The 13,563-nt window shown below is 37.4% G+C and carries 12 protein-coding genes; 5 read left to right on the top strand and 7 right to left on the bottom strand.

Features of this window, described 5'->3' with window-relative positions; all coding sequences use genetic code 11:
* The first annotated feature begins 4 nt into the window (after nucleotides 1-4).
* The 3 genes from IPP64_06380 to IPP64_06370 are packed head-to-tail and all read left to right on the top strand — an operon-like array spanning nucleotide 5 to nucleotide 4,229.
* Complete coding sequence (locus tag IPP64_06380) at nucleotides 5-1,522, top strand: polyamine aminopropyltransferase (protein ID MBL0329036.1); 1,518 nt, start codon at nucleotides 5-7, stop codon at nucleotides 1,520-1,522.
* Nucleotides 1,523-3,139, top strand: a complete 1,617-nt coding sequence (locus tag IPP64_06375; GenBank protein ID MBL0329035.1) for an NAD(P)-binding protein — start codon at nucleotides 1,523-1,525, stop codon at nucleotides 3,137-3,139.
* Nucleotides 3,123-4,229 carry a hypothetical protein gene (locus IPP64_06370; protein ID MBL0329034.1) on the top strand — a complete coding sequence of 369 codons (1,107 nt, stop codon included), beginning with the start codon at nucleotides 3,123-3,125 and terminating at the stop codon, nucleotides 4,227-4,229. The genes IPP64_06375 and IPP64_06370 overlap by 17 nt, the downstream gene beginning before the upstream one ends.
* Before the next feature lie 113 nt (nucleotides 4,230-4,342).
* Here the strand turns inward: IPP64_06370 and IPP64_06365 are convergent, their stop codons facing one another.
* The 7 genes from IPP64_06365 to IPP64_06335 all read right to left on the bottom strand — a co-directional run bounded on the left by IPP64_06365 (nucleotide 4,343) and on the right by IPP64_06335 (nucleotide 12,534).
* Nucleotides 4,343-5,755, bottom strand: coding sequence for a DUF4097 family beta strand repeat protein (locus IPP64_06365; GenBank protein MBL0329033.1), 1,413 nt, complete (start codon nucleotides 5,753-5,755; stop codon nucleotides 4,343-4,345).
* Nucleotides 5,756-5,774: 19 nt separating this feature from the next.
* A complete protein-coding gene (locus IPP64_06360) occupies nucleotides 5,775-6,332 on the bottom strand; it encodes an RNA polymerase sigma factor (protein MBL0329032.1) in 558 nt (185 codons plus the stop codon).
* A gap of 188 nt (nucleotides 6,333-6,520) precedes the next feature.
* Nucleotides 6,521-7,081 carry a PhnA domain-containing protein gene (locus IPP64_06355; protein ID MBL0329031.1) on the bottom strand — a complete coding sequence of 187 codons (561 nt, stop codon included), beginning with the start codon at nucleotides 7,079-7,081 and terminating at the stop codon, nucleotides 6,521-6,523.
* Between the two features lie 165 nt (nucleotides 7,082-7,246).
* A complete protein-coding gene (locus IPP64_06350; protein ID MBL0329030.1) occupies nucleotides 7,247-7,537 on the bottom strand; it encodes a hypothetical protein in 291 nt (96 codons plus the stop codon).
* Nucleotides 7,512-9,371 (bottom strand): T9SS type A sorting domain-containing protein, encoded by a 1,860-nt coding sequence (locus IPP64_06345; protein ID MBL0329029.1) that lies wholly within the window; start codon nucleotides 9,369-9,371, stop codon nucleotides 7,512-7,514. Before IPP64_06345 ends, IPP64_06350 begins: the two co-directional genes overlap by 26 nt.
* Before the next feature lie 160 nt (nucleotides 9,372-9,531).
* Nucleotides 9,532-11,445, bottom strand: coding sequence for a S9 family peptidase (locus IPP64_06340; protein MBL0329028.1), 1,914 nt, complete (start codon nucleotides 11,443-11,445; stop codon nucleotides 9,532-9,534).
* An 84-nt stretch (nucleotides 11,446-11,529) separates the two neighbouring features.
* Complete coding sequence (locus IPP64_06335) at nucleotides 11,530-12,534, bottom strand: oxidoreductase (GenBank protein ID MBL0329027.1); 1,005 nt, start codon at nucleotides 12,532-12,534, stop codon at nucleotides 11,530-11,532.
* 41 nt (nucleotides 12,535-12,575) lie between these two features.
* Between IPP64_06335 and IPP64_06330 the strand changes: the two genes are divergently transcribed.
* Both IPP64_06330 and IPP64_06325 read left to right on the top strand, forming a co-directional pair.
* Entirely contained in the window at nucleotides 12,576-13,025 is a 450-nt protein-coding gene (locus IPP64_06330) for a hypothetical protein (GenBank protein ID MBL0329026.1), read from the top strand.
* Nucleotides 13,026-13,081: 56 nt separating this feature from the next.
* Complete coding sequence (locus IPP64_06325) at nucleotides 13,082-13,528, top strand: hypothetical protein (protein ID MBL0329025.1); 447 nt, start codon at nucleotides 13,082-13,084, stop codon at nucleotides 13,526-13,528.
* Nucleotides 13,529-13,563: the final 35 nt, after the last annotated feature.

Genomic DNA, 13,563 nt, shown 5'->3' with positions numbered 1-13,563 from the left:
ACCAATGACCCAACTAAAGAAAAAGAAGAACCAATTATTACTGTTGGTTTCAGTTTTTGTTATTGCTACCTGCGGATTAATTTATGAGTTGATTGCCGGCACCCTTGCCAGCTACCTACTGGGCGATTCCGTTACGCAGTTTTCTATCATCATTGGTATCTATCTTTTTTCGATGGGAATTGGTTCCTATCTTTCCAAATTCATTAAAACAAATTTACTGAGCTGGTTCATACAAATTGAAATACTTGTAGGTGTTATTGGCGGCATCAGCTCTACAATTTTGTTTATTGCCTTTGAACACGCCAGCGGCTTTCATGTCATTTTATACAGTTTAATTGTCATGACCGGCACACTCGTTGGAATTGAAATTCCACTGTTGATGCGTATCCTCAAAGATGAATTTGATTTCAGCGAACTCGTATCCAAAGTATTCACCTTCGATTACATTGGTGCCCTCTTCGCCTCTATTCTTTTTCCGTTGTTTATGGTGCCGTATCTAGGGTTATTAAAAACATCGTTTCTTTTCGGAATCCTGAATGTAGCAGTAGCCATTATTTTATGCTTCACCTTCGAAACCGCAGTGGCCTACCTGCGTTTTTTGCGCACACAAGCCATTCTTGCGGCACTCTTTTTAGTAGTCGGTTTCGTTTTTGCCGAACAAATTCAATCGTATACCGAATCGTTAACTTATAACGAAAACATTATTTTCAGCAAATCATCGCCCTACCAACGCATTGTTTTAACCAGCAATAAAGGCGTAACTAAATTGTATCTAAACAACAACCTCCAGTTTAGCTCAGCCGATGAATACCGCTACCACGAAGCACTTGTTCATCCCGGATTATCGCGTATTGCAGAACCGAAACATGTTTTAATTTTAGGTGGTGGTGATGGATTAGCCGTGCGCGAAGTATTAAAATATCCTAACGTGCAGGACATTACCTTGGTGGACTTAGATTCATCCGTGACCGCTATTTTTAAAAGTTCGGAATTATTGCGCACATTAAACAACGATGCGCTGATGAGCAAAAAATTATCCGTCATCAATACCGATGCTTTTCGTTGGCTCAAAGAAAACACCACCCGCTTCGATTTTATCATCATTGATTTTCCTGACCCATCGAACTTTTCGGTAGGTAAATTATATACCACTTCCTTTTATAAAGAAATTAAAAATGCGTTGGCGCCACAAGGTGCTTTTGTGGTGCAAAGCACTTCTCCTTATGTTGCTCGAAAATCTTTTTGGTGTGTAAACAATACCATTCAATCGGTTGGATTTAAAACATTGCCCTATCATTTGTATGTACCATCTTTTGGCGAATGGGGCTATGTGATGGGCTTTAACGATTTAGCAACTCGTCCGTATTTTTTACCCGATAGCTTAAAATATTACGATGAGTTTCGTTTTACCGAAATGACCACCTTCCCGAAAGACATGGCCTATGAACCCACTGATGTCAACAAATTAAATAATCAGATTCTGATTCATTACTTTGAAGAGGAATGGGGAAAAGTGCAATAAATGATGAATCGTAGAACATTTATAAAACTGAGCGGACTAACCTTATCAGCCGCTTATTTAAATGCCTGCAACCCATTTGCGGATAATTATTCTTATTCCACCCGCATTGCCGGAGCTAATTCTAAAACCGGTCACTTGCTTCGCGAAAACAAATTCCCAGCTCCTACGCATACCGAACATCTCCCGACCATGATTATTGGTGGTGGCATATCCGGATTGAGTGCCGCGCGTTGGTTGAAAAAAAACAACTATCACACCTTTAAGTTGTTTGAACTGGATACACAAATTGGTGGCAATTCCAAAGGTGGTAAAAACGAAATCACGGCTTACCCTTTTGCAGCTCATTACTTACCAATCCCAAACCAAAACTATAAAGAGCTTATTGATTTTTTACACGAACATCAAATCATTACTGGCCTTGATGAAAATGGTTTACCCATTTACAACGAATATTACATTTGTTTTGAACCGCACGAACGCTTTTGGTTTCGAGGATTATGGCACGATGCACTTCCTCCGAAAGCAGGTTTGTCACAACAGGAAGAAGCGGAATTAATACGCTTCTTAAAAACAACCGAAAACTTTAAAAATGCCATTGGTAGCGATCAACTTCCTGCATTTACCATTCCATTGGAATACAGCAGCAAAGATCCTCATTTTATGGAATTGGATTCCATCACCATTGCCGAGTATCTGAAACGCGAACAATATTCCTCCGACTTTCTAAAATGGTATATTAACTATTGTTGTAAAGATGATTTCGGTTCGTCCATCGAAACCACTTCTGCTTGGGCAGCCTTTCACTATTTTGCATGTAGAAATGGGAAAGCCGCAAATGCCGCTTCACCCGATGTTTTAACCTGGCCCGAAGGAAATAACTTTCTAACAAAAAAGCTGGAAACGAATTTACAAAACCATCTGTTTACCCAACAACTGACCTATAAAGTTGAGAAAGAAAACAATAAATGGAACTGTTATGTATTCGATGTTGTAAAAAATACGAGCACCAAATATGTTTGCGACAATGTAATTATGGCCACCCCACAATTTGTAAACAAACGCATCCTAGCTTTTGAAACAGGCATCAACTACAACGATTTTGCCTATTACCCTTGGATAGCCGCCAACATCAGTCTAAGTAAGAAACAGGATTTAAATGCCACACATGACCTGGCATGGGATAATGTGCTATACAACTCCAAGTCGTTAGGCTATGTAAATGCTTGCCATCAAAACTTTGATCAACATTCGGACAAAACAGTGATTACCTACTATTATAATTTTTCTGAACAATTACCCAAGGTAGAGCGTGAAACGCTATATCAAAAAGATGAACAGTATTGGAAAAAATTTATCGTAGACGACTTAAAACAAGTTCATCCTACTATTGAAAAAAACATTCTCGACATTGAAGTAAATTTACTCGGGCACGGAATGATTAGTCCGGCTAAAAACTTTAAGACCAATCCTTCACGCCTTCTGCTTGAAAAAGGATTCGATACTTTATTTTTTGCACACTCCGACATCAGTGGTATTTCTATCTTCGAACAAGCTTTTCACCGGGGCATCACTGCTGCCAACCAGCTATTGAAACAATCACATGCAGCTAACAGCTAAACTTACATGGATTAAATCACCTTGGTACGATACAGTATTTATACTGCTTCCCCCTTTTTTATGCCTTTGTTTCATCTACTTTTTCAAAAGCTTTTTTAATGAAGCGAATGAAAACAACGAATGGGTTTGGTTTTTACTCGTGGTCTTAATTGATGTGGGACATGTGTACAGCACCATTTACCGAACGTACATGGACAAAGAAACAATTGCAAAAAACAAACTGCTTTTTTATGGGAGTCCGCTTTTATTATACATCCTCGGAGTTTTTTTACATTCCATCCATCCTGTAATTTTCTGGAGAGCCATGGCTTATTTGGCAGTATTTCATTTCATTCGTCAGCAATACGGCTTTATGCGCTTGTATTCCAGAAACGAAACAGCCTCTTTATTTTCCAAACGCATCGATACTGTCACCATTTATGCATCCACCTTGTATCCGATTATCCATTGGCATTTGCAAGGACCACAGCAATTCAATTGGTTTATCGAAAATGATTTTTTATACCTAAATCGCCCTGAGTGGATTCCGATATTCGCGGTGCTGTATATAATCATCCTTATAACGTATACCGTAAAAGAAATTTATTTTTCAATTAAAAGCAAGACATTCAACCTTCCTAAAAATGCATTGATACTAGGAACTATTGTTTCTTGGTACATGGGCATTGTGTATTTTAAAGGAGATTTAACATTTACATTATTGAATGTGGTGAGTCATGGCATTCCTTACTTTGCTTTAGTTTGGGCATTTGGCAACAAACAGAAAACGGAATTGGAAGAAAAACAAAATCGTATTGCATTGTTTTTTAAACCACGTAACATTCTACTTTTTCTTGGATTTATTTTTGCCCTGGCCTATGCAGAAGAACTTTTATGGGATGGATTTGTTTGGAAAGAACATGCACTCGTGTTTCCTACATCCAATTTTCTTCCCGATTTAACTGCCGACAAAAGCATTATGAGTTTAATAATCCCTTTGCTCGCGTTACCACAAGTGCTACATTATTTTATTGATGGTTTTATCTGGAAAATCAAAAAAGATAAATACGGTTGGAGTAACATATTGTTGAGCAATACAAAACAATCCTGAAAGAGGAATCATCATTCTCAATAAATTAGAAAAAGAAAGGGAGCCGGAATAATCAAAATGCTACGAATAATAACTCCAATAAAATGCTCCCCTTCCCATGCAATCAATCAACTTTATTTATAGTACTGGTCACCGGATGTAGTAATTCCTTTTACTGTAATTTTTCCATTATTTAGTACCAAACTATTCGCCTCACGCAAATGTTGCCCATTTTTATCAATGGTAATGTCACCATAAGTCGTTTTTAAATCAAAACTTAAACTATTCAGTTCATTTACCAATTGAATATCAACGCTGCCATAGATACTGGTGGTATTCATCCGTTCGATCAATTCTATATTTTCCCCCTTTACATCACCTGATGTAGCTTGAATATTCAAATTTCCAATACAATCTTCCAAATGTACATCTCCATAAACAGCATATAATTCAATATTCCCTTGTAATTTCCGAATCTTCACATTTCCTGAAGTGCTGGATATATTGATATTCCCATGAATATCCGCTAATACCTGACTTCCGTATGTTGATTTGATATCCAGATTTCCTAAAACAGTGGTTACGGATAAATCACCGGATTTTACAAGCGCTGTTAAATTCCCTTTGATATTTGCAACTGTAACATCTCCATAATTTGCAATCAGTTTGGTGTTCGCTTCAATATTCTCAACGTTCATGTTGCCAGATTTTGCTTGTAAATTACAAACTGCTCCTTTCAGACCATTCGCAGATACATTGCCATAAGCATTTGTAACAATAACATTCGTATGCTCAGGTACATCAAAGTATAGATTCGGATTTTTGACCTTGCTGCTCCCAATAACAATGGTATTACAACTTGAGTTAATGTTAATAATTAGGGTTGAATCTTTGCGCTCATAAATGGTATTATATATTGTTTTTCCTTTTACAATACCTTTATTAACAGTGATTACATTGGCTTTAAAGAAAACTTGATTGCCTTGATTGGTTTTAATATCAACATCAAAAGTATTACTAATAATTTCCAACGTTTTTACTCCTTGAAACATTGTATCCACTGTGAAGTTAGAATTTTGCTTTGAAGACGCGTTTATAACGTTTGTCGGTGTAAATTCTGACCCGCTTCCATCTCCGTTCAATTCTTCTGAACCTTCTTCCAATTCATTGCTTTCTGTATACTCCATGTAGCCGACTTCTCCGCAAGTTACTTCTTCGGTTGCAATCTGCTCTGCTGGCAAGGAGCTTTGCTGGAAAAGCATTCCTTTTACAATCGGATTTACTTCCGATGCCGGACTTGTTTCTAACGTATCTTTTGGCACCGCACTTGAAATCAACGTTTCTTGTTTCGGAAGTTCCGAAGTTACTTGAGTTGAAGTCGAAGACATTTTGAGATATACAACGATAGCAATCATGGATGCCCCAAAGACAAAATACTTTAACCATGAGTAGTTGCTTTTCACAACAACGGATTGAGTAAAGCTCATGTCAATTTTATTCCACAGTGCATCTGATGGACGAAGTGTGTCAAACTGGTTTCTGTTCATTTTTATATATTTTTCGAGATTAGATAACATGACTCTTGCTTTTTAGCTGAATGAATTCGATTAACTTTTTCTTAGCGCGGTTATACTGCGATTTTGATGTCCCTTCGGAAATATTTAATGTGGCAGCAATTTCCTTGTGAGTAAATTCCTCAAACAAATAAAGAGTCAGCACAATGCGGTATCCATCCGACAATTTTTGAATAGATTCCTTTATCATTTCCACATCATAATCCATTGCATCCTCTTCCTGTGTAGTATCTGCGTCATCCGAACCAACATCCACCAATTCATCCAACGAAATAATCGTCTCTTTCTGTTTTCGGATAACATCAATGGATTTATTAATAACGACTCTTTTTAACCAGCCACCGAATGCAGCTTGTTTATCAAACACGTGTATATTTTGAAAAGCTTTTAGAAAAGATTCCTGCAGTACATCTTCTGCCTCATTTTTATTATTCAATATTCGAACACTGATGTTAAACATTGCCTTTGCATAAAGATTGTAAAGTTCCTTAAAGGATTTACTTTCTCCATTTTTGCAACCTTGCAATATTTTTTCTGTATCGAATGTCATTTTTGTTTTGTTCTAAACTAAAAACGCTAAAATTAAAAATGGTTGCATGCTTTTAAAGAATAAATATACTCATCCTACCCATTTCGTTGAAAATAGCTTAAAACATTCATAAAGAACAAAAAAAATGTCATTCCCCCAACCGGAGAAATGACATTTTGTTGCCTCTTCATTTAATAATAAGGACTAGTCTATAACGATTTCTTTACAAACTTGGTTAAAATCACAATGGTTTGATCATTGATTTTACCTTCAATTTGTTCGCTATTGTCATGTACCAATTTAATTTTCTTTACTACCGTTCCTTTGGAAGCAGAAAAGCTCGTTCCTTTCACATTCAATTGTTGAGTTAATACAACCGTATCACCATTTTCCAATTTGTTTCCAAAAGCATCCATATGTACATCCGGCACTTCAAAGGCAGTCATGGCCCATTGAATGGTACTTTCATCCAAATCCACGGATGCCATTAAATTACTTGCCCAATCTTCGTTTTTATAATTTTGTAAAATGCGGTAGCTCAATGCTTGAACACTCGCTTGCGGATTCCAAATACTACCTTCCAAACAACGCCAATGAAAACCAGCATCCGTTTTATCAAGGGATTCCAAACAGGTTGAACACAAAGCCACTTGGTTATCGATTGAATCGTCATTTTGGGGAGTAACTGTATATTCGTGGGTTGCATTTTCTGCATTACACAATTCACATAATCCCGAGTTTCTTTCTTTTAAGGATGCGCTGATAGACATGAGTATGAGTTTTAATAGTTGCGCAAAAGTAGGATTATTTATGAAATGATGATAAACAAGTGGCTATTTAGAAAGAATCTGTATTTGCGAACAAGGAGAACAATAAATAAAAAACGTCCCTTACATTGCTGCAAGGGACGTTCACAAACATTCAGATACTACTTATTAATTTTCTTTCTTGGTTTTTGCCTTTTTTATCGAATCAATTTTTTCTTGATTGGGAACGGGATGAATAATCGCTGTTCCGGTTCCTGAAGGTGCTAACGAATCCTTATTAATTCCCTTCCCTCCTCCTGCTGTTCCGGATACTGCTGTACTGTCCTTCGCAACCGCTGTTGTGCCCGCAGGTTTCGATTCTACAGCAACGCTATCATTTGTTTTTTTTGAATTCTGACAAGCTACGATCAACGCAAAAACAATTAAACAAAAACTAATTGGCAATAATAATTTTTTCATTTTTTATAATTTTAGTGTTGTTCTTAATCATTAAAAAATAAGTTCCTTTTGCTAAGTTTGCTTTATTGAAAGAGAACGTATTGCTTCCTGCTGTTGCTTTGCCGTTATACAAGGATTGTACCAGCTTGCCATTCAAATCCATAACCGAAATATCCACCATGGTGCTTTCTTCCAATGTAAACGCTACCGTAAAACTTTCAGTCACAGGATTCGGAAACACATTTACTTGGTTGTCGGTTGTTGTTTCAGCAACACCACTTGCAGCACCGGCATGTATTTCAGCCACCCATGTACTCCAAACATTTAAACTGGTACCATACATTCCATTCATCCAAATAGAAGCCGTTGGACTATTATGTTTTCTGGTAGTTCCGGTATAATCACCCCAGCGTTCCGGATTACCTGTATAGGATACAAAACTTGCGCTCGATTTCACAAGTGTTGAAGTTGACCAATTCATCATGTTATCACAATTCACTACGCGAACCTCCGGATAAATACTGGAACCACTTCTACCATATCCTATCATCACAGATTTATCAGTAACGGATGTTCCAAAAGCAACAACGGAAGGATAGCCATAATCATACGCACCAGATGCACCATACATACTCGACTGGTTGGTGAGTGCAGCAACATTCAAACGGTTGTAATTAATACCATACCAAGCACCACCGATGTCCGAATGAAATACAAAATGAATTAATCCGTTCAGAAAAAATCCACTCATTGCTCTTGAATCAAAAAATTTCAACTCGGTGGATGTACCCAATTGAGCAGCATTATAGCCGGTTGGTGAATACGCTGTGGTAGGAACATTGTATTGATTGAATGCGGGAGAACCACTCATATCATCTGTTAGGTGATAGAGTTTAATATTCGAGCTTCCAAAGTTATCAGTAGCCACCATGTAACAACCTGGACCGTAACTTAAGCCATGACCATTGGATACAGGCAACAAAGTAAACGGATTGCCCGAAATACCGGTCCAATATTGCCAATTGATAGAACCACCGGAATAGGCTGCCGATTTTTGAATTTGATACAATACGGCTTGGTTAAATGTTCCTGAATCGTAAAATAAATTTCCGGAGATATACAATTCATTGTTTGAAATCGCAATCTTCGGATAATCAAACCAACTTCCATCCGACAATGGATTTCCGTTTATTTTATAATACCACCAACCTGCATTGGGATCGTTTGTTTTCGAAAAGAAAATCAACAAATGAGAGTTGGAAGAGCTTCCTGAACATTCTTGAGCAAAAAAGATAAAACGATCTGCCAACTTATCATACAATACCACCGGATCACAAACATTGGTAATAGATGCATCACCTATAAAACTTACAATATCGTTATAATAAATTGTTGAACCACTCATGTTATCATATTCAATGGTATTGTTCGCTACCGATACAATCCAACCGCCATTCGAGATGGCTACGTTGTTATCCATCGGACTGCTACCATTGTTTTCGTTTCCTAAATAATTTACACCCACCACCGGAACAACCGTTGCCACCGATTTGTTGGTTGCTTCCGTAGCTTGGGAATTGGTGATTTTAGTTTTTGAATTTTTTAACGATTCGATATAATCTTCAAACGGCACTTTCGGTTCGCGGAAAATACATTTATTGGTTAAGATTGGACGCCATTTCAAATCAGTGGTCACCGGTTGGATCGAAATACCAGTAGCAGTATGCATTGCAGATTTTGTAGCTGTCCCTATAATTTTTGATTCATCAGGTTTTACCATATCAGCAGCCGTTTGTGCGAAGACAGTATAACCAACTAAAACCAATAAACTCAGTGTCGTCAATTTTCTTTTCATTTTCTTAGATTTTATACAGCTAAAATAAACCAATATTTTGAATAAATTTAGGATGCAAACACGCTTTTGCACTTTTATTTTATGATATTCCTCATACTCCAAACAAAGCCACCATTCTATCAAACAAAAAGGGCTTAAATTTCTTTAAGCCCTTTGTTTGTTATTTCATTGTTTCACCTAACCATTTGTAAAACTCTCGTTGCCATACCACACCATTTTGTTCTTTCAACACCCAATGATTTTCGTTCGGGAAGTACAACATCTTACTTTTTATTCCTCTCAATTGTGCAGCTTGAAATGCACCCAATCCTTGTTCAATTGGCACACGGTAATCTGTTCCTCCTTGAATAATTAAAATTGGGGTATCCCATTTATCCACCAAATTCACAGGATTAAATTCGCTGTATGTTTTTTGCGCTTTTGCATTGCTCTTATCCCAATAGTTTCCACCCAAATCCCAATTTACAAACCACATTTCTTCTGTTGTTCCATACATTGCTCTCCAATCGAAAATACCATCGTGCGAAATGAATGATTTAAAACGTTTATTGTGGATACCTGCTAAATAATAAACGGAATAACCGCCATAACTTGCGCCAATACAACCTAAACGGTCTTTATCGCAATATGGCTCTTTCGTAAAGGCATCAATCGCAGTTAAATAATCTTGCATATTTTGTCCACCATAATCGGTTGAAATTTGTTCGTTCCATTTTACACCATGGCCCGGCATTCCTCTTCTGTTTGGAGCAACCACAATATAACCGTTTGCTGCCATCAATTGAAAGTTCCAACGGAAAGAATAAAATTGGGTCAATCCGGATTGTGGTCCACCTTGACAATACAAAATAGTCGGATATTTTTTCTTTGGATCAAAGTTGGGAGGATAAATCACCCACTCCAACATTTTTTGTCCATCGGTTGTGGTAACGTAACGTTTCTCTACTTTACTCATGTTGATTTTTTTATACGTTTCATCATTCACATGTGAAAGTTGTGTCACCACTCCCGACATTAAATCAACCGTAAATACTTCAGCGGCATGGTTCCAATCAGTACGTGTTACAACCATCTTGTTACCAGATTGTCCTACCATCGATTGAATATCAAAATTCCCTTTGGTGATTTGTTTAATCAAAGCTGGCTTTTTTGTTACAGCTGGATCGGTTACTGAAAACAATTGAACCGTTCCGTCAATAGGTGCTAAGAAATAAATTAATTTACCATCGTTGCTCCAACGGAATTCATTTACTGTTCCATCCCAATCTTTGGTAATGTTTAATTTTCCTGTTGACTCATTAATGATGATATCGTTTTTATCTGATTCATAACCATCTCTTGCCATACTCAACCAAGCCAATTTACCGGAAGCAGAAAATGCTGGGTTCACATCATATCCCATCATGCCTTCCGACAAGTTTTTGGTTTCTTTGGTTGCTAAATCGTAAGCATAAATATCGGTATTTGTGCTAATTGCATACGCCTTACCGAATTTCTTTTTCGTTACATAAATAACTTGTTTACCATCCGGACTCCAGATAAAATCTTCGTCACCACCGGAAGGTTTTTGCGGACAGTCGTGTGGTTCATTTGGCATAATGTCCAATGTTCCCACTTCTTCTTTCCCTTTAAGTGTATTGATAAATATGTGACTGAATGAACCATCTTCCCAAGTATCCCAGTGACGGTAATTTAAGTCATCATAAATATTTACATCTGATTTTGGAAGGTCGCTATAAACATCTTTACCAAACATTTTATAAACTGGAACATCCGAAGCAGAAATGCTCATTGTGCCATCCGGAGAAATGCGGTTGTTGGGAACAAGATCATTACCATTTGGATTTTCAACAGCTTTACCACCGACAATTGGTTGAACAAATACTTGTGTCGTTTTTTTATCCGCAGCAATGTTATAGGTACGAACCGAATACACAACCGATTTTCCATCCTTGGTCAGTCCGGATACACCCACTTTACTCATTTGAATTAACATTTCAGGAGTAAGGTTTTGTTGCGCAACAGAAACATAACCAAATAGAAAAAGGGAAGCAGAGAGAACTAGTTTTTTCATACAATAAAATATTAATGATTTTCTTTATTTGGAGGGCAAAGATAATGGTTTTTCTTGAAAAAGAGGAATCGGAAGGTTGGGCGACTAATTGATTTTAATCATCTTTCCTATTCTACTCTTAGCACCACTAAAATATACGCCATTACCTTTCTTGGCTTTTCGGCAAGCATGAAAGGAATCAGTGGATACTTTTGTCCATGTTTTACCATTATCATTACTAATATCTACTCCTGATAATCCACAACAAATCCATGTATTTCCCTCTAAAAACTCCACACAACTCTTATAACCGGAAGGCGGAACTGTGGAGGTTGTCCAGGTTTTACCGCCATCATTAGTAAATACACAGGTTGGACTGGCTTGTAAATCAGAAAAATCACCTCCGACCACCATTATGGTAAGTGAATCTTTAAAAGCAAACGAGTTCGCACCTGTTGTTTTACCACCTTGTAAAATGGGAATACTCATCATTTCATTGCCTTTACAAAACCTTGAAAACATTCCACCGGATACAAATCCAAACCGTTGTTGTGAAAATAGTCGAATATTGGTTCCACTACTGGCAAAACAAGCTTCAGAACTATCTGCAGTCAAATAATATCCATGAAAGGTTTCTTTCCACGTTTTCCCTCCATCCTTGGTTTGGGCGATAAAGAAAAATCCATTGATGGGATCACCAATCACAACTCCATGCTTTTCATCAAAAAAATCCATCGCATCTAAAAACATTCCTTTGGTGGCATTTTCATAGACCTTTTTCCAACTCCTGCCTCCGTTTGTGGTTTTTAAAATATAAGCCGGCTCAGCAATCGACATAATAATCGCTACATCTTTGCTAAATGCCTCAATATCTCTAAAATCGCATTGCTCATATCCTTTCACCTTCATCCATTGAAATGTTTTTCCACCATCAATCGATTTACCAACAGTTCCTTTACTTCCACTCACCCACACAACATCATCATCCACCACACTTAACCCACGAAACGACAGCTCACCATCAGTATTCAACATCTGAATGGTTTGCGCAGATGCGGAGTTTAATATTAAAAACAAACAAAAAATGTTAAAAAACAAACGTTGAAGCATGGTATCAATTTTGTATCAAATATAATCGTTAACTTTATAGTATGCAGATAAAACACACAGGATTCATTCCCTTTTTTATTCTCATTGCAGTTGCAATAAGTTCTTGCAGCTCTCCGCGTTCCATGCTAACATCAGGTAAGGTATTACCAAAAGGTCAAGTACGCATCGGACGCAACACCACCGTAAATATTTCATCCGCTCCTATTGAACGGTCCATAAAAGGTTCGATGGATTTAGTGGAAACGGCAGCCGATAAAGATACCGTTATTTATACCCAGCAAATCGCTAATCTCAATTCTGCTTTTATGGCGTATTGCTTGGATCCTATCGGTTACAATACCGAAACTTATTTCCGTTATGGTATCGGCCATCGTTTTGATATGGGTTATCGCAACACCGGAGGAGCCAATGCATTTGATGTGATGTATCAATTTTTAGGTTCCAACAAAATTGCAACGAATCCGATAAAGGCGGATTTTATGGAAGTGTAGGTGTTCAATATTCTTGGCAAAATTACCGCTTTGTGAATTTTTATAAATTCGATAAGGTGCAAAAACTATTCGGATTGGATATGAATAGAAAAGACATTACAATTCCACTTGTTTTTAGCAAATCCTTCGGACCCGAAGAACGTGTGGGTTGCTTTTCATTCGGTTTGGTTTATTCCCATAGTTTTATCAACTATAAAATCACACCCAAAAATATTTATTCCGAACAAATTATCGACAATGTCCCGAGAGAATTACTGGCACCGGTTTCCGGTAAAGCTAGTTTTGATGCGTATGGAACTTTTATCAATGTGAAAGTGGGAAAAAAATATGTATTCTTCAACTTCTCACTCGCTGCGTACTATCAAAACTATGGTCGTTATCCCATGTTAGGTGGCTCTGATGTATTGTTAAAAGGCATCAGCATTGTACCATCCTATGGGATGCAGTTTAATATTTTCCCAAAGACGAAGAAAAAACCGATTGAGTCTGGCACTCAAATTTAATTCATCGATTGCTGCTAACAGGCCTATCAACTTTT

It is taken from the genome of Bacteroidota bacterium, assembly GCA_016722565.1.
In the GTDB taxonomy this organism is placed as follows: Bacteria; Bacteroidota; Bacteroidia; order 2-12-FULL-35-15; family 2-12-FULL-35-15; genus 2-12-FULL-35-15.
Note: the sequence above shows the minus strand (reverse complement) of the source record. Positions and strands in the feature narration are given on the sequence as shown.

Coding starts and splice junctions, on each gene's coding strand:
- IPP64_06335 (MBL0329027.1), bottom strand. CDS start 12,534: ATGCTTCAACGTTTGTTTTTTAACATTTTTTGTTTGTTTTTAATATTA.
- IPP64_06350 (MBL0329030.1), bottom strand. CDS start 7,537: ATGAAAAAATTATTATTGCCAATTAGTTTTTGTTTAATTGTTTTTGCG.
- IPP64_06330 (MBL0329026.1), top strand. CDS start 12,576: ATGCAGATAAAACACACAGGATTCATTCCCTTTTTTATTCTCATTGCA.
- IPP64_06340 (MBL0329028.1), bottom strand. CDS start 11,445: ATGAAAAAACTAGTTCTCTCTGCTTCCCTTTTTCTATTTGGTTATGTT.
- IPP64_06375 (MBL0329035.1), top strand. CDS start 1,523: ATGATGAATCGTAGAACATTTATAAAACTGAGCGGACTAACCTTATCA.
- IPP64_06380 (MBL0329036.1), top strand. CDS start 5: ATGACCCAACTAAAGAAAAAGAAGAACCAATTATTACTGTTGGTTTCA.
- IPP64_06365 (MBL0329033.1), bottom strand. CDS start 5,755: ATGAACAGAAACCAGTTTGACACACTTCGTCCATCAGATGCACTGTGG.
- IPP64_06345 (MBL0329029.1), bottom strand. CDS start 9,371: ATGAAAAGAAAATTGACGACACTGAGTTTATTGGTTTTAGTTGGTTAT.
- IPP64_06360 (MBL0329032.1), bottom strand. CDS start 6,332: ATGACATTCGATACAGAAAAAATATTGCAAGGTTGCAAAAATGGAGAA.
- IPP64_06370 (MBL0329034.1), top strand. CDS start 3,123: ATGCAGCTAACAGCTAAACTTACATGGATTAAATCACCTTGGTACGAT.
- IPP64_06355 (MBL0329031.1), bottom strand. CDS start 7,081: ATGTCTATCAGCGCATCCTTAAAAGAAAGAAACTCGGGATTATGTGAA.